This window comes from Hyphomicrobium sulfonivorans, assembly GCF_013306565.1.
In the GTDB taxonomy this organism is placed as follows: Bacteria; Pseudomonadota; Alphaproteobacteria; order Rhizobiales; family Hyphomicrobiaceae; genus Hyphomicrobium_A; species Hyphomicrobium_A sulfonivorans.
Genome location: NZ_PZPO01000004.1, coordinates 643,460 through 667,526, shown reverse-complemented (window position 1 = coordinate 667,526; position 24,067 = coordinate 643,460). Strand labels below are relative to the sequence as shown.

Here is a 24,067-nt window from a genome sequence, read left to right as displayed (position 1 = left end):
GGCCGCCACGCGCCCCGAATGGAGAGACGGATGAACGAGATTACCAACCTGTTCAAGACGCAAGCGCCGCTTCCGACTTTCGATCAGATCAAGATCTCCATCGCCAGTCCCGACGACATCATGTCGTGGTCGTTCGGCGAGATTAAGAAGCCTGAGACCATCAACTACCGCACGTTCAAGCCCGAGCGTGATGGCCTGTTCTGCGCGCGCATCTTTGGTCCGATCAAGGACTACGAGTGTCTGTGCGGCAAGTACAAGCGCATGAAGTACAAGGGCCTGATCTGCGAAAAGTGCGGTGTTGAAGTGACGTTGGCAAAGGTGCGCCGCGAGCGCATGGGCCACATCGAGCTTGCTGCGCCCGTTGCGCACATCTGGTTCCTGAAGTCGCTGCCGTCGCGCATCGGTCTGCTGCTCGACATGCCGCTGAAGGATCTTGAGCGCGTTCTCTACTTCGAGAACTACATCGTCATCGAACCGGGCATCACGGCCTTCCGCGAAAAGCAGCTGCTTTCCGAGGAAGAGTACGAGCGCGCGCTGGACGAGCATGGTCCGGACAGCTTCACGGCCGGCATCGGCGCTGAAGCTATTCGCGAGATGCTGTCGGCGATGGATCTGCCGCAGATCGCAACCGACCTGCGCCAGGAAATTGCGGAAGCTACAACTGAGCTGAAGCCCAAGAAGCTCGGCAAGCGCCTCAAGGTGATTGAAGCATTCATGGAGTCGGGCAACCGGCCGGAGTGGATGATCCTCACCGTGGTGCCGGTTATTCCGCCTGAGCTGCGTCCGCTGGTTCCGCTCGATGGCGGCCGCTTCGCAACGTCGGACCTGAACGACCTTTATCGCCGCGTCATCAACCGTAATAACCGCTTGAAGCGGCTGATGGAGCTGCGTGCGCCGGACATCATCATCCGCAACGAAAAGCGCATGCTGCAGGAGGCGGTTGACGCCCTGTTCGATAACGGCCGTCGCGGCCGCGTCATCACCGGCGCCAACAAGCGTCCGCTGAAGTCGCTGGCTGACATGCTGAAGGGCAAGCAGGGCCGCTTCCGTCAGAACCTGCTCGGCAAGCGCGTCGACTATTCGGGTCGTTCGGTGATCGTGGTCGGTCCCGAACTGAAGCTGCATCAGTGCGGCCTGCCGAAGAAGATGGCGCTCGAACTGTTCAAGCCGTTCATCTACGCCAAGCTGCAGGCGCAGGGACAGGCCGCCACCGTCAAGCAGGCGAAGAAGCTCGTCGAAAAGGAAAAGGGTGAGGTCTGGGATATCCTGGACGAGGTGATCCGCGAGCATCCGGTGCTGCTGAACCGCGCGCCGACGCTGCATCGCCTTGGCATTCAGGCATTCGAACCAACCCTGATCGAAGGCAAGGCGATCCAGCTTCACCCGCTGGTCTGCGCCGCGTTCAACGCCGACTTCGACGGCGACCAGATGGCCGTGCACGTTCCGCTGTCGCTTGAAGCGCAGCTGGAAGCGCGCGTGCTGATGATGTCGACGAACAACATTCTGCATCCGGCCAATGGTCAGCCGATCATCGTGCCGTCGCAGGATATCGTTCTCGGCCTCTATTACCTGTCGATGATCCGCGACAATGAAACGGGCGAAGGCACGCTGCTCGGTTCAGTCGATGAAGCACGTCACGCGCTGGAAGCTGGCGCTGTCAGCCTGCACGCGAAGGTGAAGGGCCGCTTCAATACCGTTGACGCTGAAGGCAATCCGATCATCGAGGTGCTGGACACCACGCCGGGCCGGATGCTGCTGGGCGAGCTGCTGCCGAAGGCAAAGGGCATTCGCCCGAACCTGGTCAACCAGCTGCTGACCAAGAAGGCCATCTCGGCCATGATCGACGCCGTCTACCGTAACTGCGGTCAGAAGGACACGGTCATCTTCTGCGACCAGATCATGGCGCTTGGCTTCAAGCACGCGTTCAAGGCCGGCATTTCGTTCGGCAAGGACGACATGCAGATTCCGGCCAGCAAGCAGAAGATCGTCGCGCAGACCACGGAAATGGTCCGCGAGTTCGAGCAGCAGTACAACGACGGCCTCATCACCCAGCTTGAGAAGTACAACAAGGTGGTTGATGCGTGGTCGAAGTGTACGGACCAGATCGCCAAGGAGATGATGGAACGCATCTCTGCGGTCGAGACGGACGATCAGGGCCGCGAGAAGCCGATCAACTCGGTCTACATGATGAGCCACTCCGGTGCGCGTGGTTCGCCCGCGCAGATGAAGCAGCTCGCCGGTATGCGCGGCCTGATGACGAAGCCGTCAGGTGAAATCATCGAGACGCCGATTCTGTCGAACTTCAAGGAAGGCCTCAGCGTGCTCGAGTACTTCAACTCGACGCACGGTGCCCGTAAGGGTCTGGCCGACACCGCCTTGAAGACCGCCAACTCGGGTTATCTGACGCGCCGTCTCGTTGACGTTGCTCAGGACGCAATCATCTCCGAAGAGGATTGCGGCACCGAGCAGGGCATCAACGTGCAGGCGGTTGTCGACGCCGGTCAGGTTATCGTCTCGCTGGGCGCGCGCGTTCTGGGCCGTACGGCGGCTGAGGACATCGTCGATCCGTCGGACGAGAACAACATCCTGGTGCAGAATGGCGAGCTGATCGAGGAGCGTCACGCCGACGCCATCGAGAAGGCCGAGGTGCAGGAAGTTCGTATTCGCTCGGTACTGACCTGCGAAACCGTCACCGGTGTTTGCGGCAAGTGCTATGGCCGCGACCTGGCACGCGGTACGCCCGTCAACATCGGTGAAGCTGTCGGTGTTATCGCCGCGCAGTCGATCGGTGAGCCGGGCACGCAGCTTACGATGCGTACGTTCCACATCGGTGGCACCGCGAACGTCGTCGACTCGTCGTTCATCGAGTCGAACTTCAACGGCACTGCGCGCATGCGTAACCCGGCGACTGTCGTTGACAGTCAAGGCCGCGAAATCTCCATGACGCGTACGATGTCGATCGTGATCGTCGACCAGTCCGGTAAGGAACTGGCGGTGCACAAGGTGCCGTACGGCGCGCGCGTGCACGTCAAGGAAGGCGATACGGTTACGCGTGGCACCAAGCTGGCGCAGTGGGATCCGTACACCCGTCCGATTCTCACCGAGGTGGACGGCAAGGTGGACTTCGAAGATCTGCTCGAAGGCGCATCCGTCCGCGAACAGACCGACGAAATGAAGGGCACCACCAATCGCGTTATCGTCGATTGGCGCGCTTCCCCGCGTTCGGCTGATTTGAAGCCTGCCATTGTCGTCAAGGACGCCAAGGGCAAGCCCATCAAGGTGCAGCGTGGCGGCGACGCCCGCTATCTGCTGGCAGTTGATGCGATTCTGTCGGTTGAGCCGGGCGCGAGTGTTCAGGCGGGCGACGTGCTTGCGCGTATCCCGACGGCATCGGCCCGTTCAGGTGACATCACCGGTGGTCTGCCGCGTGTTGCTGAACTGTTCGAAGCCCGTCGTCCCAAGGATCACGCGATCATCGCGGAGATTTCGGGCACGGTGGAATTCGGCAAGGACTACAAGAACAAGCAGCGCATCACCATCAAGCCTGACGACGAGACGGAAGAGTCGGTCGAATATCTGATCCCGCGCGGCAAGAGCCTTGCGGTTCAGCATGGTGACCGCGTCGAACGTGGCGACTTCGTCTACGACGGCCATCCGGCTCCGCACGACATCCTTGCCATCAAGGGCGTCGAGGAACTGGCGAACTACCTGATCAACGAAATTCAGGACGTCTATCGTCTGCAGGGCGTGACCATCAACGACAAGCACATCGAAGTGATTGTTCGTCAGATGCTGCAGAAGGTGGAAATCACTGATTCCGGTGAAACGGATCTCATCAAGGGCGAGCAGATCGATCGCATCGAGTTTGATGAAATCAACGCCAAGGCGGCGGAGCAGGGCAAGAAGCAGGCTGCTGCGAATCCGGTGCTGCTTGGCATCACCAAGGCTTCGCTCCAGACCCGTTCGTTCATCTCCGCAGCGTCGTTCCAGGAGACAACGCGCGTGCTTACCGACGCCTCTGTCAACGGCAAGGTGGATACGCTCGAAGGCCTCAAGGAGAACGTCATTGTTGGCCGTCTGATTCCGGCCGGCACGGGCGGCGCATTGCGCCGCCTGCGGAAGATTGCCCAGAAGCGCGACGAACTCATCGCGCGGGAACAGGCAAAGCTGGACGGTGATCGCTCTTTGTCCGGCCCCGGAGGAATCGCTTCCCGTCGTCGTCGCAGAACGGCAGAGGAAGAAGCGGTTGAGTAGGCCGTTTAAACTCCGTTAAATGAAGCGCGGACGCCCCGGTGTCCGCGCTTTTTCGTTTTTCAAAGCGCATTGAACCCGCGTCATTTCATCCATTGGCGCATTCGCGTAAAAAATTGTCGCTTTGATAGGGTTGTAGGTGTTGACCAGATTCAGCGAGCTGTATATAGGTCACCCCACTCTCACGGTAGGCCGTAGGTCATTACATCGTCCCCTCTGGTTGGACGTCCGGACCTAAACGCTATCGTCGCAAAGCAGAGGACATATTCGGACCATGATCTGCAGCCTGGAAGGGCGGCACGATCCTCTGGTTTTTAGTGCCGGGCCCGCTTCCTTTCTAGGAAGTGAGCTTGGCAGGCTCGGTTTGGCGCATCGACGTCAACCAAGCAACGTGGACGGAAGAGGCGCATGCCGACGATACAGCAGTTGATCCGGAAGCCCCGGACGCAGAAGACATACCGCGAGAAGTCGCGCCACATGGAGGCGTGCCCGCAGAAGCGCGGCGTATGTACTCGCGTCTACACCACGACGCCGAAGAAGCCTAACTCGGCTCTTCGTAAGGTGGCCAAGATTCGCCTCACCAACGGTTATGAGGTGATCGGCTACATCCCCGGTGAAGGCCATAACCTTCAGGAGCACTCCGTGGTTCTTATCCGCGGCGGCCGCGTGAAGGATCTTCCCGGTGTTCGTTACCATATCGTCCGTGGCGTGCTCGATACGCAGGGTGTTGCCGATCGTAGGCAGCGCCGCTCGAAGTACGGCGCCAAGCGGCCTAAGTGATCGCTTCGGCGGTCTGTCCCGCGGAGTGCGGGGAGGCGGGGCGGTGTCGTCCTGTTGTTATCGAAAGAATTGCAGCGAAGGGCTGAGCAACGATGTCCCGTCGTCACAGTGCAGAAAAGCGCGTCGTCAATCCGGATCCGAAGTTCGGAGATGTAGTCATCTCCAAGTTCATGAACGCGGTGATGGAGCAGGGCAAGAAGTCCGTAGCCGAGCGTATCGTTTACGGTGCGTTCGAGCGCATGGAACAGAAGGCCAAATCGGATCCGGTTCAGTTGTTCCGTTCCGCTCTTGATAACGTGATGCCTGCGGTTGAGGTTCGTTCGCGTCGCGTAGGTGGTGCAACGTATCAGGTTCCGGTTGAGGTTCGTCCTGAGCGTCGCCAGGCGCTTGCCATCCGTTGGCTGATCACCGCTGCTCGTGCACGCAACGAAAACACGATGGTCGACCGGCTGTCGGGTGAGCTTCTCGATGCTGCCAGCAATCGCGGCGCAGCTGTCAAGAAGCGCGAAGACACTCATAAGATGGCAGAGGCCAATCGGGCCTTCTCTCATTATCGCTGGTGATGATCGGACCGGAGCGCGAATAAAATGGCACGCGAATACGCGATCAAGGATTACCGCAACTTTGGCATCATGGCTCACATTGATGCTGGCAAGACCACTACGACTGAGCGGATCCTGTACTTCACCGGCCGTAACTATAAGATCGGTGAAACGCACGACGGCGCCTCGACCATGGACTTCATGGATCAGGAAGCTGAGCGCGGAATCACGATCACGTCCGCTGCCACGACGTGCTTCTGGAAGGGGCGCGACGGCACCAACCACCGTCTGAACATCATCGACACTCCAGGCCACGTTGACTTCACGATTGAAGTTGAGCGTTCGCTGCGTGTGCTCGACGGCGCCGTTTGCGTGCTGGACTCGAACCAGGGCGTTGAGCCGCAGACCGAGACGGTGTGGCGCCAGGGCGACAAGTATGGCGTGCCGCGGATCATCTTCGCCAACAAGATGGACAAGACCGGCGCCGACTTCTTCATGTGCGTCGAGGACATCAAGGAAAAGCTGGGCGCAAAGCCTGTTCCGATCCAGATTCCGATCGGTGCAGAGAATGACTTTGCCGGCGTCGTCGATCTTATCCGCATGAAGGCGTACGTCTGGGAAGGCGACGTCAAGGATGCGAAGATGGTCGAGACGGACGTCCCGGCTGATCTTCAGGCTAAGGCTGAAGAATTCCGCGCGGCTATGATCGAAGCGATCGTCGAGATGGACGATGCTGCGATGGAAGCGTACCTCGAAGGCAATGAGCCGGACGAGGCGACGATCCGCAAGCTGATCCGCAAGGGCACCATCACGACCGCTTTCTATCCGATGATGTGCGGCTCTGCGTTCAAGAACAAGGGCGTGCAGCCTTTGCTCGACGCTGTTGTTGACTTCCTGCCTGCGCCTACGGATCGCGAAGCTTTCACCGGAACGGATCCGAAGACCGGCGAGCCGGTGCTGCGCAAGCCTTCCGATGATGAGCCGCTGTCGCTGCTGGCATTCAAGATCATGGCGTTCGAGCACGTCGGCTCGATCACCTTCTGCCGCATCTACTCGGGTAAGCTGCAGAGCGGTCAGGCACTTGCGAACACGACGCGCGACAAGAAAGAGCGCGTTGGCCGCATGTATCTGATGCACGCCGCTGACCGCGAAGAAATCAAGGAAGCATACGCAGGCGACATCGTCGCTGTGTCCGGTCTTAAGGACACGCGCACCGGTGAAACCCTGTGCGATCCGGCGAAGCCCGTTCTTCTTGAGAAGATGGAGTTCCCGGTTCCGGTTATCGAAATGAAGATCGAGCCGAAGACGAAGGTCGATCAGGAAAAGATGTCCATGGTTCTTTCGAACATGGCTCTTGAAGATCCTTCGTTCCGCGTCTCCGTCGATCCGGAATCTGGCGAGACCATTCTTAAGGGCATGGGTGAGCTGCATCTCGACATCAAGGTCGACATTCTGCGCCGTACCCACGGTGTTGATGCCAACGTTGGTGCGCCGCAGGTTGCCTATCGCGAGACTCTGGTTCGTTCGACCGAAGTCGATTACACGCACAAGAAGCAGACCGGCGGTACCGGTCAGTTCGCTCGCGTGAAGTTCCGCATTGAGCCGAACGAGACCGGCAAGGGTAACGAGTTCGCTGCTGACATCATCGGCGGCTCCGTTCCCAAGGAATACATTCCGGGCGTCGAAAAGGGCGTCAACTCGGTGTGGGATTCCGGCGTTCTGATCGGCTTCCCGATCGTCGACACCAAGGTCACGCTGTTTGACGGCGCGTTCCACGAAGTCGACTCATCGGCGATCGCGTTCGAAATCGCTTCTCGCGCTGCGTTGAAGGAAGGTTTTGACAAGGCCGGCGTCAAGCTGCTCGAGCCTGTCATGGATGTTGAAGTGGTGACGCCCGGCGATTTTGTTGGCAGCGTTATCGGTGATATCAACTCCCGCCGCGGCCAGATCCGTAATCAGGAGATGCGCGGTAACGCTACGGTGATCCGGGCTTATGTCCCGCTCGCCAACATGTTCGGGTACGTGAGCCAACTTCGCTCGATGAGCCAGGGGCGCGCGTCCTACACCATGCAGTTTGCGCACTACGCGGACGTGCCGCGCGCTGTCGCAGACGAGGTGAAAGCGAAGTACGCCTGATAAAGGCTTCAGCAATCGGACGTGTCTGAAGCACGTCTGCAGTGATTAAGACCCGGTTTCCCTAGGGACCGACAACTTAAGTGGAGAGCCACTATGGCCAAGTCAAAATTCGAGCGGACCAAGCCGCACTGCAACATCGGGACGATCGGCCACGTCGACCATGGCAAGACGTCTCTGACTGCTGCCATCACCAAGGTCCTCGCTGAATCGGGTAAGGCACAGTTTTCGGCTTACGATCAGATCGACAAGGCTCCTGAAGAGCGCGAGCGCGGCATCACGATTTCGACCTCGCACGTCGAATACGAGACCGACAAGCGCCACTATGCTCACGTCGACTGCCCAGGCCACGCCGACTACGTGAAGAACATGATCACCGGCGCAGCTCAGATGGACGGCGCGATCCTGGTTTGCTCGGCTGCCGACGGCCCGATGCCGCAGACTCGCGAGCACATTCTGCTTGCCCGTCAGGTTGGCGTTCCGGCACTGGTCGTGTTCCTGAACAAAGTTGACATGGTCGACGATCCTGAGCTCATCGAACTCGTTGAGATGGAAGTTCGCGAGCTGCTGTCTTCGTATCAGTTCCCGGGCGATGACATTCCGATCGTCAAGGGTTCGGCTCTGATGGCTCTGGAAGATAAGAGCCCTGAGATTGGCCGCGAAGCAATCCTCAAGCTGATGGATGCTGTGGACGAATACATTCCGCAGCCTGAGCGCCCGATCGATCTTCCGTTCCTTATGCCGATCGAAGACGTGTTCTCGATCTCGGGTCGCGGCACCGTTGTTACCGGTCGTATCGAGCGCGGCATCGTCAAGGTTGGCGAAGAAATCGAAATCGTCGGCATCCGCGACACGCAGAAGTCGACGGTCACGGGCGTCGAAATGTTCCGCAAGCTGCTCGATCAGGGCCAGGCTGGCGACAACGTCGGCTGCTTGCTGCGCGGTATCGACAAGGAAGCTGTCGAGCGCGGCCAGGTGCTGTGCAAGCCGGGCACTGTTAAGCCGCACAAGAAGTTCAAGGCTGAGGCTTACATCCTCACCAAGGAAGAGGGTGGCCGTCACACGCCGTTCTTCACGAACTATCGTCCTCAGTTCTATTTCCGTACGACGGACGTGACCGGTGTTGTCACGCTGCCGGAAGGCACGGAAATGGTGATGCCGGGCGACAACATCACCGTTGATGTCGAGCTGATCACGCCGATCGCAATGGAAGAGAAGCTCCGCTTCGCTATCCGTGAAGGTGGCCGTACGGTTGGCGCCGGCGTCGTCGCACAGATCATCGAATAATTGCTTGAGAGCGGAGGGGCGCCCACCGTATTGGGCGCTTCTCGTCTTTTGAAAGAGTGCGGGACATGAACGGCCAGAATATTCGCATCAGGCTCAAGGCTTTCGATCATCGAATTCTTGATGCTTCGACGCGGGAAATCGTCAATACGGCGAAGCGCACAGGCGCTGAGGTGCGGGGGCCTATTCCCTTGCCGACCCGGTTCGAGCGGTTCACCGTTAACCGTTCGCCGCACGTCGACAAGAAGAGCCGCGATCAGTTTGAGATGCGCACGCATAAGCGGTTGCTCGACATTGTCGATCCAACGCCGCAGACGGTTGATGCGCTTATGAAACTCGATTTGGCGGCAGGCGTCGACGTCGAGATCAAGCTTTAATCGGCATCCGAGCCAGCGGATCTTCCGCCTGGCATCATGTGAACTTAGAAGGAAGGAATGCTCTCATGCGTTCCGGAGTGATTGCTCAGAAGGTCGGGATGACCCGCATCTTCACGGACTCGGGAGAACACATCCCGGTGACCGTGTTGAAGATGGACAACGTCCAGGTCATCGCGCACCGCACGAACGACAAGAACGGTTACACGGCTCTTCAGCTTGGTGCTGGAAGCCGCAAGCCGTCGCGTCTCACCAAGGCCGATCGCCAGAACTTTGCGGTCGCTCAGGTTGAGCCGAAGCGCAAGCTGGTGGAGTTCCGGGTTACACCTGAGAACGTCATCGAAGTTGGCGCGGAGATCACCGCCGACCATTTCGTTCCGGGTCAATTCGTTGACGTCACCGGCACGAATCAGGGCAAGGGCTTCCAGGGCCCGATGAAGCGCTGGAACTTCGGTGGTCTCAACGCCTCGCACGGTGTTTCGATCAGCCACCGTAGCCACGGTTCGACCGGTCAGCGCCAGGACCCCGGCAAGGTGTTCAAGGGCAAGAAGATGGCCGGACACATGGGTGATGAACGTGTCACCACCCAGAACCTCGTCGTCGTAAAGACTGACGTTGACCGCGGTCTGGTGATGATCCGTGGAGCCGTGCCCGGTTCCAAGGGCGGCTGGGTTCTGGTTCGCGACGCCGTTCGTAAGGAGCCCCACAAGGATGCTCCGCGCCCGGGCGCATTCCGTGCACGTAATGCTGGCGCTGCCGCCGAGACGAAGGAACAGGCGTGATGAAGGTTGATGTCACCACGCTCGCGGCCGCTAACGCCGGCACCGTTGAGCTTTCGGATGCGATTTTCGGGCTTAGCCCGCGTCCCGACCTGATCCAGCGGATGATCCGCTATCAGCTCGCTAAGCGTCGCGCTGGTACGCATTTCTCGCAGGACCGTTCGCTTGTGAACGTGACCGGCAAGAAAGTGTATCGTCAGAAGGGTACCGGTGGTGCTCGTCACGGCGATCGGTCTGCGCCGCAGTATCGCGGTGGTGGTAAGGCCTTTGGTCCCAAGCCGCGCGATCACGCTATCGAGCTGCCGAAGAAGGTGCGAGCGCTTGCATTGCGTCATGCTCTGTCGGCGAAGCTGAAGGCCGGTGAGGTCGTCGTGCTTGACAAGGCTGAGGCTGCGGACGGCAAGACGTCGGCGCTGCGGGCCCAGTTTGCGAAGCTGGATTGGAACAACGTGCTCATCATCGATGGCGCGGAGTTGGAAGTTGGCTTCGTTCGCGCAGCACGCAACCTGCCGAACATCGACGTTCTGCCGGTTCAGGGCATCAACGTGTACGACATCATTCGTCGTCGCAAGCTGGTGCTTACCAAGGCTGCAATTGCTGCTCTCGAAGAGCGGTTTGCCGGTGCGGAGAGCAAGCAATGAAAAAGCTTAGCGCTTATGACGTGATTGTCTCTCCGGTCATCACCGAGAAGGCGACGCTCGTTTCAGAAGCCAACCAGATCATCTTCAACGTTGCCCCGCGCGCAACGAAGACTGAGATCAAGGCGGCGGTCGAGCAGCTGTTCAAGGTGAAGGTTACGGCAGTCAACACGCTGGTCCGCAAGGGCAAGCTGAAGACGTTCCGCGGCCGTCGTGCACTGCAGAGCGATACCAAGAAAGCCATCGTGACGTTGGCCGAAGGCCAGCACATCGATATTTCTACGGGCCTCTGAGGTTCCGGAGACTAGGAAACGACCATGGCACTGAAGACATTCCGCCCGACCTCTCCTGGCCTGCGCCATCTGGTGCTGGTTGACCGTACGCAGCTCTGGAAGGGCGCGCCGGTTAAGGTACTGGTCGAGGGCAAGTCGAAGTCAGGCGGCCGTAACAACGCCGGCCGTATCACCACGCGTCACATCGGTGGTGGTCACAAGCGCGCCTATCGCCTTGTGGACTTCCGCCGCCGCAAGTTCGATGTGCCAGCAACTGTTGAGCGTCTGGAATATGACCCCAACCGTTCGGCGTTCATCGCGTTGATCAAGTATGAGGACGGCGAGCTGTCCTACATCCTTGCTCCGCAGCGTCTGTCTGCCGGTGATCAGGTCATTTCCGGTGAGAAGGTCGACGTGAAGCCCGGCAATGCGATGCCGCTGGCAGGCATGCCGATCGGCACCATCGTGCACAACGTTGAGCTGAAGTCGGGTCGCGGCGGTCAGATCGCCCGTTCGGCTGGTGCCTTCGTGCAGCTTGTCGGCCGTGACGCCGGCTGGGCAATTCTGAAGCTCAACTCCGGCGAGACGCGTCGCGTTCGCGCCGAGTGCATGGCAACCATCGGTGCGGTTTCGAACCCCGATCATTCCAACGAGGTGGTTGGCAAGGCCGGCCGTACGCGCTGGCAGGGTCGTCGCCCAACCGTTCGCTCGATCACCATGAACCCGATCGATCACCCGAACGGCGGTCGTACCAACGGCGGTAAGCACTGGATGACTCCATGGGGCAAGCCGACCAAGGGTGCGAAGACCCGCAAGAACAAGGCAACCGACAAGTTCATCATTCGTGGCCGTCAGAAGAAGAAGTAATCAGACGACGGTACGAGGAGACACGCAATGGCAAGATCAGTTTGGAAAGGCCCGTTTATTGATGGGTACCTGCTCAAGAAGGCAGAGAAGGTACGCACCTCGGGTCGCAATGAAATCATCAAGATGTGGAGCCGCCGCTCGACGATCCTGCCGCAGTTTGTCGGCCTGACGTTCGGCGTCCACAACGGGCACAAGCATGTGCCTGTTGCGATCACGGAAGACATGATCGGGCACAAGTTCGGTGAGTTTGCGCCGACGCGTAACTTCCCCGGTCACGGTGGCGACAAGAAAGCCACCAAGGGCAGATAAGACTTTAAGGCGAAGGCGAAGATTATGGGCAAGCCCAAACGCGAGCGCAGCCTCTCCGACAGCGAGGCACAGGCCGTGGCAAGAAACCTCCGGGTTTCGCCGCGTAAGCTGAACCTTGTCGCCGGTCTGATCCGCGGCAAGCCGGTTGATACCGCTCTGGCTGACCTGGAGTTCTCCCGCAAGCGCATCGCGCAGGATGTCCGCAAGTGCGTGATGTCGGCCGTTGCAAATGCTGAGAACAACCACGGTCTGGACGTCAACGAGCTCGTTGTCTCCGAGGCTTATGTCGGAAAGAACCTCACCATGCGCCGGTTCACGGCACGTGGACGCGGTCGCGCTTCTTCTATCGTGAAGCCATTTGCGCAGATCACGGTGGTTGTCCGGCAGAAGTCGGAAGAAGAGAATGAGAAGGCGGCCAGCAAGAAGGCCAAGGCTGCGAAGGGCTCCAAGAGCGCTGCGACGAAGCCCGCCAAGGAGACTGCATAATGGGTCAGAAAGTCAATCCGGTCGGGCTGCGCGTCGGCGTCAATCGCACGTGGGATAGCCGCTGGTTTGCCGCTCGCGGTGAGTATGGCCGGCTGCTGCATGAAGACATGCAGATGCGCGACCACATCATGAAGCAGCGTCGCCAGGCTGGCATCGCCAAGGTCGTGATTGAGCGCCCGCACAAGAAGTGCCGCGTTACGGTTCACACGGCTCGCCCCGGTGTGCTGATCGGCAAGAAGGGCGCTGACATCGAGAAGCTGCGCAGCCAGCTCGCGCGCTTCACGAATTCGGAAGTGCACCTCAACATCGTTGAGATCCGCAAGCCGGAAATTGACGCTACGCTGGTCGCTGAGACCATTGCGCAGCAGCTTGAGCGCCGCGTTGCATTCCGCCGCGCTATGAAGCGTTCGGTTCAGTCGGCTCTGCGTCTCGGCGCCCAGGGCATTCGTATCAACGTTGCCGGCCGTCTTGGTGGTGCAGAAATCGCCCGGACGGAATGGTATCGCGAAGGCCGCGTGCCGCTGCACACGCTGCGCGCAGACATCGATTTCGGTTACGGCGAGGCTCACACGGCCTATGGCGTGATCGGCATCAAGGTCTGGATCTTCAAGGGCGAGATCATCGAACACGATCCGATGGCCTCTGAGAAGCGCAACGCAGACCTGCAGGAAAGCGGTGGTGGCGGTGGTCGTCCGCGTCGGGATGGTGACCGTGACCGAGGCGATCGCGGTGATCGTCGCGAGCGACGTGAGGCAGCTCCGGCAGCCGCCAACGGCGATAATGCAGAGAAGGCGTGAGGCAGCATTGCCGCGCTGACAAGGACGAAACGACATGCTGCAACCCAAACGCACAAAGCACCGTAAGACTTTCAAGGGCCGCATCCATGGCGCCGCCAAGGGTGGAACGGACTTGAACTTCGGTTCTCACGGCCTCAAGGCCATTGAGCCGGAACGTATCACGGCGCGTCAGATTGAAGCCGCCCGTCGTGCTATCACGCGTCATATGAAGCGTGCCGGCCGCGTGTGGATCCGTATTTTCCCGGATGTTCCGGTCACGAAGAAGCCGGCGGAAGTCCGCATGGGTTCGGGTAAGGGCTCTATCGAATTCTGGGCAGCTCGTGTAAAGCCGGGCCGCATTATGTTCGAACTCGATGGCGTGCCTGATCAGATCGCCCGTGAGGCTCTGGTACTGGGTGCAGCCAAGCTGCCGATCAAGACGCGTATTGTTACGCGTATTGGCTGAGCACTGAAGAATTTTACGAGGAATCAAGGCGATGAAGGCGGAAGGCTTTCGGGATATGACGCTCGACCAGCTGGATGACCAGCTGCAAAAGCTCAAGAAGGAGCAGTTCAATCTGCGCTTCCAGCGGGCTTCGGGCCAGCTCGAGAACACGGCGCGGGTGCGGATTGTCCGCCGCGACATTGCCCGCTTGCTGACCGTTGCACGCCAGAAGCGCGCCGGCGGCGCCAAGGGCTGAGGAGTTAGCAATGCCAAAACGCGTGCTGCAGGGCGTGGTCGTATCCGACAAGAACGACAAAACTATAGTCGTCGAGGTCGAACGCCGTTATACGCACCCACTGTTCAAGAAAGTTGTGCGGCGGACGAAGAAGTATCACGCCCACGACGAGAACAACGCATTCAAGATCGGCGATCGGGTTGAGATCGTTGAGAGTGCGCCAATCTCAAAGAACAAACGTTGGGTGGTTCTGACCGAAAACGGTTAGTTCCAACGGTCGCTTTTTAGCGCGGATGCAAGTCCGCCAATTGATGCCAGGTCGCTCTCTGAGAGCGGCAGTTTGAAAGGGAAGCCGCGATGATCCAGATGGAGACCAATCTCGACGTCGCTGACAATTCGGGCGCGCGCCGCGTTCAGTGCATTAAAGTGCTGGGCGGCTCGAAGCGCAAGTACGCGACCGTGGGCGACATCATCGTCGTTTCGGTCAAGGAAGCTATTCCGAAGGGTCGCGTTAAGAAGGGCCAGGTCATGAAGGCGGTGGTTGTTCGCACCGCTCATGGCGTTCGCCGTCCCGATGGTTCGCTGATCCGCTTCGACCGCAATGCGGCCGTACTGATCAACGCCCAGGGTGAGCCTGTCGGTACCCGTATCTTCGGACCGGTCACGCGCGAACTCCGGTCCAAGAACCACATGAAGATTATTTCGCTGGCGCCGGAGGTGCTGTAATGGCCTCGCTGAAAATTAAAAAGGGCGATCATGTGATCGTCATCGCCGGCCGCGACAAGGGCAAACACGGCGAAGTCGTCGAGATGCTCCCCAAGGAGCAGCGCGCGATCGTTCGTGGTGTCAATGTTGTTCGTCGTCATCAGAAGCAGACGGCGAGCCAGACCGGCGGCATCATTTCGAAAGAAGCACCGATTCAGTTGTCGAATCTGGCGCTTGAAGATCCCAAGGACGGCAAGCCGACCCGTGTCGGTTTCAAGTTCCTTGAGGACGGCAAGAAGGTTCGCTTCGCCAAGCGCTCGGGCGAAGTCATTCCGGAGAGATAATGAGCCATGGCTGACAAAGGTAAATCGGCGAAGAACGCCGGCGGCGCACAGCCGAAGCGCAAGGCCGACAAGGCCGCTGCTGCATCGAGCGAGCCGCGTGCACCGGCGAAGCCGCGCCCGGCTGATTACAAGCCGCGCATGAAGGCTCACTACGAGAACGTAGTCCGCGACGCGATGCAGAAGAAGTTCGAGTATTCGAACTGCATGCTGATGCCGAAGCTGGAAAAGATCGTTCTCAACATGGGCGTCGGCGAAGCTGTTCTCGACCGCAAGAAGGTCGATAACGCTGCTGGCGATCTGGCACTTATTTCCGGTCAGCGGCCGGTGCAGACCAAGGCCCGCAAGGCCCTCGCGACGTACAAGCTTCGCGAAGGTATGCCGATCGGCGCCAAGGTGACCCTGCGCGGCGACCGGATGTATGAATTCCTGGATCGTCTGGTCACGATCGCGCTGCCGCGCGTGAAGGACTTCCGCGGTCTTAACCCGAAGAGCTTCGATGGTCGCGGCAACTATGCCTGCGGTCTGAAGGAGCACATCGTGTTCCCGGAAATCGACTACGATAAGGTCGATCAGATCTGGGGTATGGATATCATCGTGTGTACGTCGGCTAAAACCGACGACGAGGCCCGCGAACTTCTGCGTGCCTTTAATTTCCCGTTTCGCAGCTAGAGGACCTCGGGATTCACCCGAAAGGCCTTTGGAGGATTTAGATGGCTAAGACGAGCTCGGTAGAGAAGAACAAGAGGCGGCGCAAGCTGGTGGCTCAGGCCTCCGAGAAGCGCAAGCGTCTCAAGGCAATCGCCAACGATCTGCAGGTGCCGGCAGAGCAGCGCTTTGCTGCCCGCATCAAGCTGGCTGAGATGCCGCGCAACAGTTCAGCGACGCGCATCCGCAATCGTTGTGAGCTGACGGGCCGTGCCCGCGGCTACTACCGCAAGCTCAAGATGTGCCGTAACCAGCTTCGCGATCTCGCTAGCCAGGGTCTGATCCCCGGCATGACGAAGTCGAGCTGGTAAGGGAGATTAGACACAATGGCGATCAATGATCCCTTGGGCGATATGCTCACCCGCATCCGTAACGCACAGATGCGCCGCCGTCCGAAGTGCGTTACGCCGGCCTCGAACATCCGTGGCCGCGTTCTCGACGTGCTTGAAGAAGAAGGTTACATCCGCGGCTATACCCGCGTGGACCAGAACGGCGTGATGCCGATCTTCGAGATCGAGCTGAAGTATTATAATGGCCAGCCGGCCATTCGTGAGATCAAGCGTGTTTCTACGCCAGGTCGTCGCGTCTATTCAGCCGTGCGTGATCTGCCGACCGTCGCCAACGGCCTCGGTGTCGCGATTCTTTCCACGTCCAAGGGCGTCATGTCGGACGCCAAGGCCCGTGAAGAGAACGTCGGCGGGGAGATCCTCTGCAACATCTTCTAACTTGCTGCGCGCTTACATCGGCGAGCGGCAGGAAACAGGATTTTGGAACGACCATGTCACGTATCGGCAAAAAGGTAGTCCCGGTCCCGTCCAATGTGACGGCGACGATCAACGGGCGAGAGATCAAGGTCAAGGGACCGAAGGGCGAGCTGTCCTTCACGGTTCCGGACAAGATCAACATCGAGAAGACGGATGACGGCATCGTCGTCACGCCTGTCGACGACACGAAGATGGCGCGCTCCATGTGGGGCATGTCACGCACCATGATTTCCAATCTGGTCGGCGGCGTAACCGAGGGTTACTCGCAGATCCTGGAAATTCACGGCGTCGGTTTTCGTGCCGCCATGAAGGGCAAGGATCTGCAGCTTCTCATCGGCTTCAGCCACGATGTGATCCATCAGATTCCGGACGGCGTTGAGGTGAAGGTCTCGGGCGCCAAACAGGAAATCATCACCGTCACTGGCATCGACCGTCAGCTTGTCGGGCAGGTATCAGCAAACATTCGCGCCTCGCGGCCGCCGGAGCCCTACCAGGGCAAGGGCATCCGCTATCAGGGCGAATACATCTTCCGCAAGGAAGGTAAGAAGAAGTAAGGACGCCGCCCCATGGCTAATACTGCGCTCAATAAGCTGTTCGATCGGCGCAAGTCGCGTGTGCGTCGTCAGTTGAAGGCTAATTCCACCGGGCGTCCGCGCCTTTCGGTGCACCGTTCGTCCAAGCACATTTATGTGCAGGTGATCGACGATGCCGCCGGTCGCACGCTCGCTTCGGCCTCTACGCTGGAAAAAGACCTGCGTACGTCTTTGAAGACGGGTGCCGATACTGCCGCCGCCGCCGCTGTTGGCAAGCTGATCGCCGAACGTGCGACGAAGGCCGGTGTCAAGGACGTCGTCTTCGACCGTGGCGGTTACATCTATCACGGCCGCGTCAAGGCGCTGGCCGATGCGGCCCGCGAAGGCGGCCTGAACTTTTAAGAAGAGGATTGCAACGTGGCACGTCCCCAAGGAAGAGACCGCGGTCGCGATCGCGAAGAACGTGACAGCGAGTTCACCGAGAAGCTCGTTCACATCAACCGTGTTGCCAAGGTTGTGAAGGGCGGTAAGCGCTTCGGCTTTGCTGCGCTCGTGGTTGTTGGTGACCTCAAGGGTCGCGTTGGCTTCGGTCATGGCAAGGCGCGCGAAGTGCCTGAGGCAATCCGCAAGGCGACTGAGGCTGCAAAGCGTTCGTTGCTGCGGGTGCCGCTGCGCGATGCCCGCACGCTGCATCACGATACTGCCGGCCGTCACGGCGCAGGCAAGGTTGTGATCCGCTCGGCTCCGGCCGGTACCGGTGTTATCGCCGGTGGTGCGATGCGCGCCGTGTTCGAAATGCTGGGTGTGCAGGACGTGGTTGCCAAGTCGCTTGGCTCGGCCAACCCCTACAACGTGGTGCGCGCTACGTTCGATGCACTGAAGCACCAGGAAAACCCGCGTGGCGTTGCTGCCCGTCGCAATAAGAAGGTAAGCGAGATCGTTTCTCGCCGCCGCGATGGCTCCGCAGCCAGCGAGACTGTTGCCGAGGCGTAATCGGGCACGCCTCCGGCAAACGCAAGGAATAGCGATATGGCCAAGAAGACCATCATTGTCGAGCAGATCGCCAGCGCCAACCGGCGCCCGGCCGTTCAGACCCAGACCCTGCGCGGGCTTGGCCTCGACAAGCTGCACCGCCGGCGCGAGCTGGAAGATACTCCGGCCGTACGCGGCATGATCAACTCCGTTAGCCATCTGGTTCGCATCGTCGATGCGGCAGAGGCAAAGAAATCCTGAGGAGCTAGGGTCCGATGCGGCTCAACGAAATCAAGGACAAGCACGGTGCGCGCAAAGAGCGTGTGCGTATCGGGCGTGGCATCGGTTCGGGCGTAGGCAAGACGGGCGGCCGCGGTGGCAAGGGCCAGACCGCACGTTCGGGTGTTGCTATCGGTGGCTTCGAAGGCGGTCAGATGCCGCTTCATCGCCGCCTGCCGAAGCGCGGCTTCAACAAGTGGCAGCGCAAGGACTATAACGAGGTGAACCTCGGTCAGCTTCAGAAGGCTGTCGATGACAAGCGCATCGATGCTGGCAAGCCGATTGACGTTGCTGCCCTCGTGGAAGCTGGCATCGTGCGCCGTCCCAAGGATGGTCTGCGTTTGCTGGGTTCGGGCGAGATCAGCGCCAAGGTCAGCGTGACGGTTAATCACGCGTCGGCGTCGGCGAAGGCCGCTGTCGAGAAGGCCGGTGGCACAATCACACTGATTGAGCGTAAGGTTCTTCCTGCCGACGAGGCCAAGCGCGCCAAGACAGCGGCCAAGAAGAACAAGGGCGCCGCAGCAAAGCCTGCAGCGGGCAATGAAGGCTAAGCCTTAGCGTCAGCGTCAAAGGCCGCCAGGCTGTAGATCTGGCGGCTGCTTTGTATAAAGGCGGCGTTGTCGCTCCGGGGAAAGGCTCCCATCTTAGGCGAGGGGACATCCAGAGCGGCCCGCCGCCGCAGGCGCAAAGGTTGGGAGAACGAACCATGGTATCCGCTGCGGAGCAGCTTGCCGCCAACTTGAACTTTGGCTCCTTTGCCAAAGCCGAGGATTTGAAGCGTCGCATCTATTTCACGCTTGGCGCGCTCATCGTTTATCGCTTCGGTACCTTCATTCCGCTGCCGGGTATCAACCCGACAGCATTCGCGCAGACCTTCAACGCCAACTCTGCTGGCATCCTCGGCATGTTCAACATGTTTGCGGGTGGTGCCGTCGAGCGTATGGCGATCTTTGCGCTGAACATCATGCCCTACATTTCGGCGTCGATCATCATGCAGTTGATGAGCTCGATGTCGCCGAAGCTCGAAGCCTTGAAAAAGGAAGGCGAGCAGGGCCGCAAGCAGATCAACCAGTACACCCGTTATCTGACGGTGCTGCTGGCGGCATTCCAGGCCTACGGTATTGCAATCGGTCTTGAAGGATCGAGCAGCGCTGCCGGATCGGTCGTGATTGAGCCGGGCTGGTTCTTCCGCGTCACCACTGTCATCACGCTCGTCGGCGGTACGATGTTCCTGATGTGGCTGGGTGAGCAGATCACGCAGCGCGGCGTCGGCAACGGTATTTCGCTGATCATCTTCGCCGGTATCGTCGCGGGGCTGCCGTCGGCACTTGTCGGCCTGTTCGAACTGGCTCGTACCGGTTCGCTCTCGGTCGTGCTGCTGCTTACGCTGCTGGTTCTGATGCTGTTCGTTGTCGGTGCCATCGTGTTCATGGAGCGTGCTCAGCGCCGCCTGCTGATCCAGTATCCGAAGCGTCAGGTCGGCAACCGGATGGCCCAGGGCGAAAGCTCGCATCTGCCGCTGAAGCTCAACTCTGCCGGTGTTATTCCGCCGATCTTTGCTTCGTCGCTGTTGCTGTTGCCAATCACGGCTGCACAGTTCACGGCCGGTCAGGGTCCGCAGTGGCTCAACGACATGACCGCCGCGCTCGGCACCGGACAGCCGCTGCACATCCTGGTCTATGTTGCGCTGATCATCTTCTTTGCCTTCTTCTACACGGCGGTTGTGTTCAACCCCAAGGAGACGGCGGACAACCTGCGCAAATACGGCGGCTTCCTGCCCGGCATCCGCCCCGGCGACAAGACGGCCGAATACATCGACTACGTTCTCACTCGCATCACGGTTGTCGGCGCCCTTTATCTAGCCGCGGTCTGTGTGCTTCCTGAAATCCTCATCGCCTACGCCGCTGTGCCGTTCTACTTCGGTGGTACCTCGCTCCTGATTGCCGTGAGTGTCACGATGGACACGGTTTCGCAGGTGCAGAGCCATCTTCTGGCCCATCAGTATGAGGGTCTGATCAAGAAGGCGAAGCTTCGCGGTGCAACGCCTGGCGGGGGACGGGGACGTCGATGAACCTAATTCTGTTGGGCCCGCCCGGCGCCGGTAAAGGCACACAGGCGGAGCGGATTGCGACGGAACGTGGTCTGATCCAATTGTCTACCGGCGACATGCTTCGCGAAGCGGTCAAGGCTGGCACCCCGATCGGACTGGAAGCGAAGGCGATTATGGCCGCCGGTGGTCTAGTGCCGGACGGGGTGGTCATCAAGATCATCTCGGATCGCATCGCCCAGCCTGACTGCGCCAAGGGATTCATCCTGGATGGATTTCCGCGGACGCTGAATCAGGCGGCAGCCCTTGATGAGCTGTTGGCTCAGCAGGGCAAGAAACTTGACGCAGTCGTAGAACTGCGGGTTGACGACGCGATACTAGAATCGCGTATCGAGAACAGGGCTCGGGAAACAATCGCTGCCGGTGGAACCCCACGGGCGGATGATAATGCCGAGGCCTTGAGAAAACGGCTTATGGCGTATTACCGCGAGACGGCTCCGCTTATTGGTTACTACTTTGCCAAGGGCAAGCTGGACACGGTGGACGGCATGGCGTCGATTACGGAAGTGGCAGCGAGTGTTGATGCAATTCTGGGCTCACTCGACGCACCTTAAAAAAACCGTAATTGCGCCAATTGACGGGGAGCTATAGCTCCGCTACAACACCCCGTTCTTAACGCGCCTGAAGTGCTTCCGGTCTGCAACCAGACAGACCGGATGGGTGTGTTTTTTGGCGTAGGAAAAACGGATAGCAGCGACTTAGCCGCGCCGGGGCAGATGCCTCAGTTTGGCGGCAATCGATACCTCAGGAGAGACGTGTGGCCCGTATCGCAGGCGTCAACATTCCGACGCAGAAGCGCGTAGTAATCGCGCTGCAATACATTCACGGGATTGGTCCCAAGTTCGCGAACGACATCTGCGAGAAGGTGGGTATCCCTGCCGAACGCCGTGTGCAGCAGTTGACCGACGCCGAGGTTCTGCAGATCCGCGAAACCATCGACCGCGACTACCTCGTGGAAGGTGACCTTCGCCGCGAAGTCATCATGAACATCAAGCGCCTGATGGATCTGGGCTGCTATCGCGGTCTTCGTCACCGCAAGGGCCTTCCGGTTCATGGTCAGCGTACGCACACCAACGCTCGCACCCGCAAGGGTCCGGCGAAGGCGATCGCTGGCAAGAAGAAGTCTTGATTTGAGCGACGCCTGGAGAGCGGTTTGGTCCGGTCTCCGCTCGCTTCATTCGCGTTGTGGATAATTGGGTCGCGCGACGGCCCTTGGAGAGACGACGGTTATGGCCAAGGATACGGCACGCGGGAAGATTCGTCGCCGCGAGAAAAAGAACATCACGTCGGGCGTTGCACACGTCAATGCCTCGTTCAACAACACCATGGTGACGATCACCGACGCCCAGGGCAACACGATTTCCTGGTCTTCGTCTGGCGCCAAGGGCTTCAAGGGTTCGCGCAAGTCGACGCCGTATGCCGCTCAGGTTGCTGCTGAAGATGCCGGCCGCAAGGCTCAGGAGCACGGCATGAAGATCCTTGAGGTCGAAGTTTGTGGTCCCGGTTCCGGCCGTGAATCTGCTCTGCGCGCCTTGCAGTCGGTTGGATTCCAGATCACGTCGATCCGCGATGTTACGCCGATCCCGCACAACGGTTGCCGTCCGCGTAAGCGTCGCCGCGTTTAATCGTTTCTGTCGCGGCGCCGGGTTGGTGCCGCGCCCGTCACCGGTCATTGGCCTTGCCGGCCTTTGATCGGTGAATGCGACTTTACCCCTTCCGCCTGCGCGCCCGGACGCAGGCCTCACTCTGTAAAGCGAGGCTCCCCGTGGTGAATGTCCTGCAAAAGAACTGGCAAGATCTGATCAAGCCGAACAAGCTCGACGTGGCCTCAGGTCGCGATAGCAGCCGGATCGCGACTGTCGTCGCTGAGCCGCTGGAGCGTGGCTTCGGTATGACGCTGGGCAATGCCCTGCGTCGCGTGTTGCTGTCGTCCCTTCAGGGCGCTGCGATCAAGACCGTTCAGATCGACGGCGTTCTGCATGAATTCTCTTCTATCCCGTCGGTACGTGAGGATGTCACCAACATCATCCTCAACATCAAGGAAGTTGCTCTGCGCATTCACTCCGAAGGCGTGAAGCGGCTGATCCTGAAGAAAGAAGGCGGCGGCCCGGTCCTGGCGAAGGACATCGAGGCAGGCCCCGACGTTGAAATCCTCAATCCGGAGCACGTCATCTGCACGCTCGATCAGGGCGCTGCGATCCGGATGGAATTCACCGCTGACATGGGCAAGGGCTACGTTGCGGCCGACCGCAACCGTCCGGAAGATGCGCCGATCGGTCTTATCCCGGTCGACAGCCTCTACAGCCCGGTGAAGAAGGTTTCCTACAAGGTTGAGAACACCCGTGAGGGCCAGATTCTCGACTATGACAAGCTGACGATGACGGTTGAGACCGATGGCTCGGTGACGCCTGAGGATGCGATCGCTCTCGCGGCTCGCATTCTGCAGGATCAGCTGGCTGTCTTCATCAACTTCGAAGAGCCGAAGAAGGCCGTTGAAGAGACGCGCCATCCGGAGCTGGCGTTCAACGCCGCGCTGCTCAAGAAGGTCGATGAGCTCGAGCTGTCGGTTCGCTCTGCGAACTGCCTGAAGAACGACAACATCGTTTACATCGGCGACCTGATCCAGAAGACCGAAGCCGAGATGCTGCGCACGCCGAACTTCGGTCGCAAGTCGCTCAACGAGATCAAGGAAGTGCTGGCCTCGATGGGTCTGCACCTCGGTATGGAAGTACCGAACTGGCCGCCGGACAACATCGAAGAGCTGGCCAAGCGCTTCGAAGATCAGTACTGAGGCCAGCCCCTAAGACACGAGACACTACAACACGACGTGCGAATTCCGGCGGGTAGCCCTTGAGGCTACGACGCCGGGACCACGATCAAGCCTAGCGAGGTGAGGCCGTAGAACCTCCCCGTTAAACAACCTAAGGGAACTTTGATATGAGACACAAGAAACTGGGTCGCCGGTTTAGTCGCGACAGCAGCCACCGCCAGGCGATGTTTTCCAACATGGCCGCTTCGCTGATCCGTCACGAGCAGATCGTCACCACGCTGCCGAAGGCGAAGGATCTGAAGCGTATCGTCGACAAGTACATCACGCTGGCTAAGCGCGGTGACCTGAACTCGCGCCGCCTTGCCGCTGCGCGTCTTCGCGACGACGATATGGTCAAGAAGCTGTTTGACGTGCTGGCCGTGCGCTACAAGGACCGCGCTGGCGGTTATTCGCGCGTGCTGAAGGCCGGTTTCCGCTATGGCGACAGCGCCCCGCGCGCCGTTATCGAGCTCGTTGACCGTGACGAGTCGGCCAAGGGCAAGGAAGATCGTGCACGCCATGAAGCGCAGCTCGCCGCTGCGGCTGAAAGCTGAGAATTAGCGCCGCCGCGAATGATGTTCGCGGATTGGTTGCCTGAAAAGACTAAGGCCGACGCTACCGCGTCGGCCTTTTTTCTTGGGCGGCGCGCCGCTTCGCGCGGTGAGGAATTTCCGATGT

The 24,067-nt window shown here is 59.6% G+C and carries 31 protein-coding genes and 1 pseudogene; all 32 read left to right on the top strand.

Annotation, left to right across the window (positions count from 1 at the left end):
• The first annotated feature begins 30 nt into the window (after nucleotides 1-30).
• The 32 genes and pseudogenes from rpoC to rplQ all read left to right on the top strand — a co-directional run bounded on the left by rpoC (nucleotide 31) and on the right by rplQ (nucleotide 23,943).
• Complete coding sequence (gene rpoC, locus C6Y62_RS11355; RefSeq protein WP_173953970.1) at nucleotides 31-4,254, top strand: DNA-directed RNA polymerase subunit beta'; 4,224 nt, start codon at nucleotides 31-33, stop codon at nucleotides 4,252-4,254.
• Between the two features lie 405 nt (nucleotides 4,255-4,659).
• Nucleotides 4,660-5,031, top strand: coding sequence for a 30S ribosomal protein S12 (gene rpsL / locus C6Y62_RS11350; RefSeq protein ID WP_068459036.1), 372 nt, complete (start codon nucleotides 4,660-4,662; stop codon nucleotides 5,029-5,031).
• Between the two features lie 92 nt (nucleotides 5,032-5,123).
• Entirely contained in the window at nucleotides 5,124-5,594 is a 471-nt protein-coding gene (gene rpsG, locus C6Y62_RS11345) for a 30S ribosomal protein S7 (protein WP_068459037.1), read from the top strand.
• A 24-nt stretch (nucleotides 5,595-5,618) separates the two neighbouring features.
• Nucleotides 5,619-7,709 carry an elongation factor G gene (fusA, locus tag C6Y62_RS11340; RefSeq protein WP_173953969.1) on the top strand — a complete coding sequence of 697 codons (2,091 nt, stop codon included), beginning with the start codon at nucleotides 5,619-5,621 and terminating at the stop codon, nucleotides 7,707-7,709.
• Between the two features lie 93 nt (nucleotides 7,710-7,802).
• Complete coding sequence (gene tuf, locus C6Y62_RS11335; RefSeq protein ID WP_068459039.1) at nucleotides 7,803-8,993, top strand: elongation factor Tu; 1,191 nt, start codon at nucleotides 7,803-7,805, stop codon at nucleotides 8,991-8,993.
• 65 nt (nucleotides 8,994-9,058) lie between these two features.
• On the top strand, nucleotides 9,059-9,367 hold the full coding sequence (rpsJ, locus tag C6Y62_RS11330; protein ID WP_068459040.1) for a 30S ribosomal protein S10: 309 nt from the start codon (nucleotides 9,059-9,061) through the stop codon (nucleotides 9,365-9,367).
• Nucleotides 9,368-9,432: 65 nt separating this feature from the next.
• Nucleotides 9,433-10,146 carry a 50S ribosomal protein L3 gene (gene rplC, locus C6Y62_RS11325; RefSeq protein WP_068459041.1) on the top strand — a complete coding sequence of 238 codons (714 nt, stop codon included), beginning with the start codon at nucleotides 9,433-9,435 and terminating at the stop codon, nucleotides 10,144-10,146.
• Complete coding sequence (gene rplD / locus C6Y62_RS11320; protein ID WP_068459042.1) at nucleotides 10,146-10,784, top strand: 50S ribosomal protein L4; 639 nt, start codon at nucleotides 10,146-10,148, stop codon at nucleotides 10,782-10,784. Before rplC ends, rplD begins: the two co-directional genes overlap by 1 nt.
• Nucleotides 10,781-11,074, top strand: a complete 294-nt coding sequence (locus C6Y62_RS11315) for a 50S ribosomal protein L23 (protein WP_068459043.1) — start codon at nucleotides 10,781-10,783, stop codon at nucleotides 11,072-11,074. The genes rplD and C6Y62_RS11315 overlap by 4 nt, the downstream gene beginning before the upstream one ends.
• A 24-nt stretch (nucleotides 11,075-11,098) precedes the next feature.
• Complete coding sequence (gene rplB / locus C6Y62_RS11310; RefSeq protein WP_068459044.1) at nucleotides 11,099-11,920, top strand: 50S ribosomal protein L2; 822 nt, start codon at nucleotides 11,099-11,101, stop codon at nucleotides 11,918-11,920.
• Nucleotides 11,921-11,947: 27 nt separating this feature from the next.
• Complete coding sequence (gene rpsS / locus C6Y62_RS11305) at nucleotides 11,948-12,229, top strand: 30S ribosomal protein S19 (protein ID WP_068459045.1); 282 nt, start codon at nucleotides 11,948-11,950, stop codon at nucleotides 12,227-12,229.
• Between the two features lie 24 nt (nucleotides 12,230-12,253).
• A pseudogene (gene rplV / locus C6Y62_RS11300) lies at nucleotides 12,254-12,625 on the top strand (50S ribosomal protein L22); the annotation flags it as partial.
• A gap of 89 nt (nucleotides 12,626-12,714) precedes the next feature.
• Nucleotides 12,715-13,512 (top strand): 30S ribosomal protein S3, encoded by a 798-nt coding sequence (rpsC, locus tag C6Y62_RS11295; protein ID WP_068459047.1) that lies wholly within the window; start codon nucleotides 12,715-12,717, stop codon nucleotides 13,510-13,512.
• A gap of 34 nt (nucleotides 13,513-13,546) precedes the next feature.
• Nucleotides 13,547-13,957 carry a 50S ribosomal protein L16 gene (rplP, locus tag C6Y62_RS11290; protein WP_068459048.1) on the top strand — a complete coding sequence of 137 codons (411 nt, stop codon included), beginning with the start codon at nucleotides 13,547-13,549 and terminating at the stop codon, nucleotides 13,955-13,957.
• A 31-nt stretch (nucleotides 13,958-13,988) separates the two neighbouring features.
• Nucleotides 13,989-14,192 (top strand): 50S ribosomal protein L29, encoded by a 204-nt coding sequence (gene rpmC / locus C6Y62_RS11285; RefSeq protein WP_068459049.1) that lies wholly within the window; start codon nucleotides 13,989-13,991, stop codon nucleotides 14,190-14,192.
• A 10-nt stretch (nucleotides 14,193-14,202) separates the two neighbouring features.
• Nucleotides 14,203-14,439, top strand: a complete 237-nt coding sequence (gene rpsQ / locus C6Y62_RS11280; RefSeq protein WP_068459050.1) for a 30S ribosomal protein S17 — start codon at nucleotides 14,203-14,205, stop codon at nucleotides 14,437-14,439.
• 89 nt (nucleotides 14,440-14,528) lie between these two features.
• Nucleotides 14,529-14,897: a 50S ribosomal protein L14 gene (rplN, locus tag C6Y62_RS11275; RefSeq protein WP_068459051.1), complete on the top strand. Its 369-nt coding sequence runs from the start codon at nucleotides 14,529-14,531 to the stop codon at nucleotides 14,895-14,897.
• Complete coding sequence (rplX, locus tag C6Y62_RS11270; RefSeq protein WP_068459052.1) at nucleotides 14,897-15,220, top strand: 50S ribosomal protein L24; 324 nt, start codon at nucleotides 14,897-14,899, stop codon at nucleotides 15,218-15,220. The genes rplN and rplX overlap by 1 nt, the downstream gene beginning before the upstream one ends.
• Before the next feature lie 138 nt (nucleotides 15,221-15,358).
• Entirely contained in the window at nucleotides 15,359-15,889 is a 531-nt protein-coding gene (rplE, locus tag C6Y62_RS11265) for a 50S ribosomal protein L5 (RefSeq protein ID WP_068459159.1), read from the top strand.
• 41 nt (nucleotides 15,890-15,930) lie between these two features.
• Nucleotides 15,931-16,236 (top strand): 30S ribosomal protein S14, encoded by a 306-nt coding sequence (gene rpsN, locus C6Y62_RS11260; protein WP_068459053.1) that lies wholly within the window; start codon nucleotides 15,931-15,933, stop codon nucleotides 16,234-16,236.
• A gap of 15 nt (nucleotides 16,237-16,251) precedes the next feature.
• Nucleotides 16,252-16,650 (top strand): 30S ribosomal protein S8, encoded by a 399-nt coding sequence (gene rpsH, locus C6Y62_RS11255; protein WP_068459054.1) that lies wholly within the window; start codon nucleotides 16,252-16,254, stop codon nucleotides 16,648-16,650.
• Nucleotides 16,651-16,703: 53 nt separating this feature from the next.
• The gene (gene rplF / locus C6Y62_RS11250) at nucleotides 16,704-17,243 is read left to right on the top strand and encodes a 50S ribosomal protein L6 (RefSeq protein WP_068459055.1); all 540 of its coding nucleotides are present in this window, start codon (nucleotides 16,704-16,706) and stop codon (nucleotides 17,241-17,243) included.
• Nucleotides 17,244-17,255: 12 nt separating this feature from the next.
• The gene (gene rplR, locus C6Y62_RS11245) at nucleotides 17,256-17,624 is read left to right on the top strand and encodes a 50S ribosomal protein L18 (protein ID WP_068459056.1); all 369 of its coding nucleotides are present in this window, start codon (nucleotides 17,256-17,258) and stop codon (nucleotides 17,622-17,624) included.
• Between the two features lie 15 nt (nucleotides 17,625-17,639).
• Nucleotides 17,640-18,215: a 30S ribosomal protein S5 gene (gene rpsE / locus C6Y62_RS11240; protein WP_068459057.1), complete on the top strand. Its 576-nt coding sequence runs from the start codon at nucleotides 17,640-17,642 to the stop codon at nucleotides 18,213-18,215.
• A gap of 36 nt (nucleotides 18,216-18,251) precedes the next feature.
• Complete coding sequence (rpmD, locus tag C6Y62_RS11235; protein ID WP_068459058.1) at nucleotides 18,252-18,455, top strand: 50S ribosomal protein L30; 204 nt, start codon at nucleotides 18,252-18,254, stop codon at nucleotides 18,453-18,455.
• 14 nt (nucleotides 18,456-18,469) lie between these two features.
• Entirely contained in the window at nucleotides 18,470-19,024 is a 555-nt protein-coding gene (rplO, locus tag C6Y62_RS11230) for a 50S ribosomal protein L15 (protein ID WP_173953968.1), read from the top strand.
• Nucleotides 19,025-19,179: 155 nt separating this feature from the next.
• Nucleotides 19,180-20,544: a preprotein translocase subunit SecY gene (gene secY / locus C6Y62_RS11225; RefSeq protein WP_068459060.1), complete on the top strand. Its 1,365-nt coding sequence runs from the start codon at nucleotides 19,180-19,182 to the stop codon at nucleotides 20,542-20,544.
• A complete protein-coding gene (locus C6Y62_RS11220) occupies nucleotides 20,541-21,134 on the top strand; it encodes an adenylate kinase (protein ID WP_173953967.1) in 594 nt (197 codons plus the stop codon). Before secY ends, C6Y62_RS11220 begins: the two co-directional genes overlap by 4 nt.
• A 203-nt stretch (nucleotides 21,135-21,337) precedes the next feature.
• Nucleotides 21,338-21,709: a 30S ribosomal protein S13 gene (gene rpsM / locus C6Y62_RS11215; protein ID WP_068459062.1), complete on the top strand. Its 372-nt coding sequence runs from the start codon at nucleotides 21,338-21,340 to the stop codon at nucleotides 21,707-21,709.
• Between the two features lie 100 nt (nucleotides 21,710-21,809).
• On the top strand, nucleotides 21,810-22,205 hold the full coding sequence (gene rpsK / locus C6Y62_RS11210; protein WP_068459063.1) for a 30S ribosomal protein S11: 396 nt from the start codon (nucleotides 21,810-21,812) through the stop codon (nucleotides 22,203-22,205).
• A 143-nt stretch (nucleotides 22,206-22,348) separates the two neighbouring features.
• Nucleotides 22,349-23,371, top strand: a complete 1,023-nt coding sequence (locus C6Y62_RS11205) for a DNA-directed RNA polymerase subunit alpha (RefSeq protein WP_068459160.1) — start codon at nucleotides 22,349-22,351, stop codon at nucleotides 23,369-23,371.
• 146 nt (nucleotides 23,372-23,517) lie between these two features.
• Nucleotides 23,518-23,943, top strand: a complete 426-nt coding sequence (gene rplQ / locus C6Y62_RS11200; protein WP_068459064.1) for a 50S ribosomal protein L17 — start codon at nucleotides 23,518-23,520, stop codon at nucleotides 23,941-23,943.
• Nucleotides 23,944-24,067 lie beyond the last annotated feature (124 nt).

Excerpts from the sequence above, each read along its gene's own strand:
- rpoC (WP_173953970.1), top strand. The coding sequence starts at position 31 with ATGAACGAGATTACCAACCTGTTCAAGACGCAAGCGCCGCTTCCGACT.
- rpsL (WP_068459036.1), top strand. The coding sequence starts at position 4,660 with ATGCCGACGATACAGCAGTTGATCCGGAAGCCCCGGACGCAGAAGACA.
- rpsG (WP_068459037.1), top strand. The coding sequence starts at position 5,124 with ATGTCCCGTCGTCACAGTGCAGAAAAGCGCGTCGTCAATCCGGATCCG.
- fusA (WP_173953969.1), top strand. The coding sequence starts at position 5,619 with ATGGCACGCGAATACGCGATCAAGGATTACCGCAACTTTGGCATCATG.
- tuf (WP_068459039.1), top strand. The coding sequence starts at position 7,803 with ATGGCCAAGTCAAAATTCGAGCGGACCAAGCCGCACTGCAACATCGGG.
- rpsJ (WP_068459040.1), top strand. The coding sequence starts at position 9,059 with ATGAACGGCCAGAATATTCGCATCAGGCTCAAGGCTTTCGATCATCGA.
- rplC (WP_068459041.1), top strand. The coding sequence starts at position 9,433 with ATGCGTTCCGGAGTGATTGCTCAGAAGGTCGGGATGACCCGCATCTTC.
- rplD (WP_068459042.1), top strand. The coding sequence starts at position 10,146 with ATGAAGGTTGATGTCACCACGCTCGCGGCCGCTAACGCCGGCACCGTT.
- C6Y62_RS11315 (WP_068459043.1), top strand. The coding sequence starts at position 10,781 with ATGAAAAAGCTTAGCGCTTATGACGTGATTGTCTCTCCGGTCATCACC.
- rplB (WP_068459044.1), top strand. The coding sequence starts at position 11,099 with ATGGCACTGAAGACATTCCGCCCGACCTCTCCTGGCCTGCGCCATCTG.
- rpsS (WP_068459045.1), top strand. The coding sequence starts at position 11,948 with ATGGCAAGATCAGTTTGGAAAGGCCCGTTTATTGATGGGTACCTGCTC.
- rpsC (WP_068459047.1), top strand. The coding sequence starts at position 12,715 with ATGGGTCAGAAAGTCAATCCGGTCGGGCTGCGCGTCGGCGTCAATCGC.
- rplP (WP_068459048.1), top strand. The coding sequence starts at position 13,547 with ATGCTGCAACCCAAACGCACAAAGCACCGTAAGACTTTCAAGGGCCGC.
- rpmC (WP_068459049.1), top strand. The coding sequence starts at position 13,989 with ATGAAGGCGGAAGGCTTTCGGGATATGACGCTCGACCAGCTGGATGAC.
- rpsQ (WP_068459050.1), top strand. The coding sequence starts at position 14,203 with ATGCCAAAACGCGTGCTGCAGGGCGTGGTCGTATCCGACAAGAACGAC.
- rplN (WP_068459051.1), top strand. The coding sequence starts at position 14,529 with ATGATCCAGATGGAGACCAATCTCGACGTCGCTGACAATTCGGGCGCG.
- rplX (WP_068459052.1), top strand. The coding sequence starts at position 14,897 with ATGGCCTCGCTGAAAATTAAAAAGGGCGATCATGTGATCGTCATCGCC.
- rplE (WP_068459159.1), top strand. The coding sequence starts at position 15,359 with ATGAAGGCTCACTACGAGAACGTAGTCCGCGACGCGATGCAGAAGAAG.
- rpsN (WP_068459053.1), top strand. The coding sequence starts at position 15,931 with ATGGCTAAGACGAGCTCGGTAGAGAAGAACAAGAGGCGGCGCAAGCTG.
- rpsH (WP_068459054.1), top strand. The coding sequence starts at position 16,252 with ATGGCGATCAATGATCCCTTGGGCGATATGCTCACCCGCATCCGTAAC.
- rplF (WP_068459055.1), top strand. The coding sequence starts at position 16,704 with ATGTCACGTATCGGCAAAAAGGTAGTCCCGGTCCCGTCCAATGTGACG.
- rplR (WP_068459056.1), top strand. The coding sequence starts at position 17,256 with ATGGCTAATACTGCGCTCAATAAGCTGTTCGATCGGCGCAAGTCGCGT.
- rpmD (WP_068459058.1), top strand. The coding sequence starts at position 18,252 with ATGGCCAAGAAGACCATCATTGTCGAGCAGATCGCCAGCGCCAACCGG.
- rplO (WP_173953968.1), top strand. The coding sequence starts at position 18,470 with ATGCGGCTCAACGAAATCAAGGACAAGCACGGTGCGCGCAAAGAGCGT.
- secY (WP_068459060.1), top strand. The coding sequence starts at position 19,180 with ATGGTATCCGCTGCGGAGCAGCTTGCCGCCAACTTGAACTTTGGCTCC.
- C6Y62_RS11220 (WP_173953967.1), top strand. The coding sequence starts at position 20,541 with ATGAACCTAATTCTGTTGGGCCCGCCCGGCGCCGGTAAAGGCACACAG.
- rpsK (WP_068459063.1), top strand. The coding sequence starts at position 21,810 with ATGGCCAAGGATACGGCACGCGGGAAGATTCGTCGCCGCGAGAAAAAG.
- rplQ (WP_068459064.1), top strand. The coding sequence starts at position 23,518 with ATGAGACACAAGAAACTGGGTCGCCGGTTTAGTCGCGACAGCAGCCAC.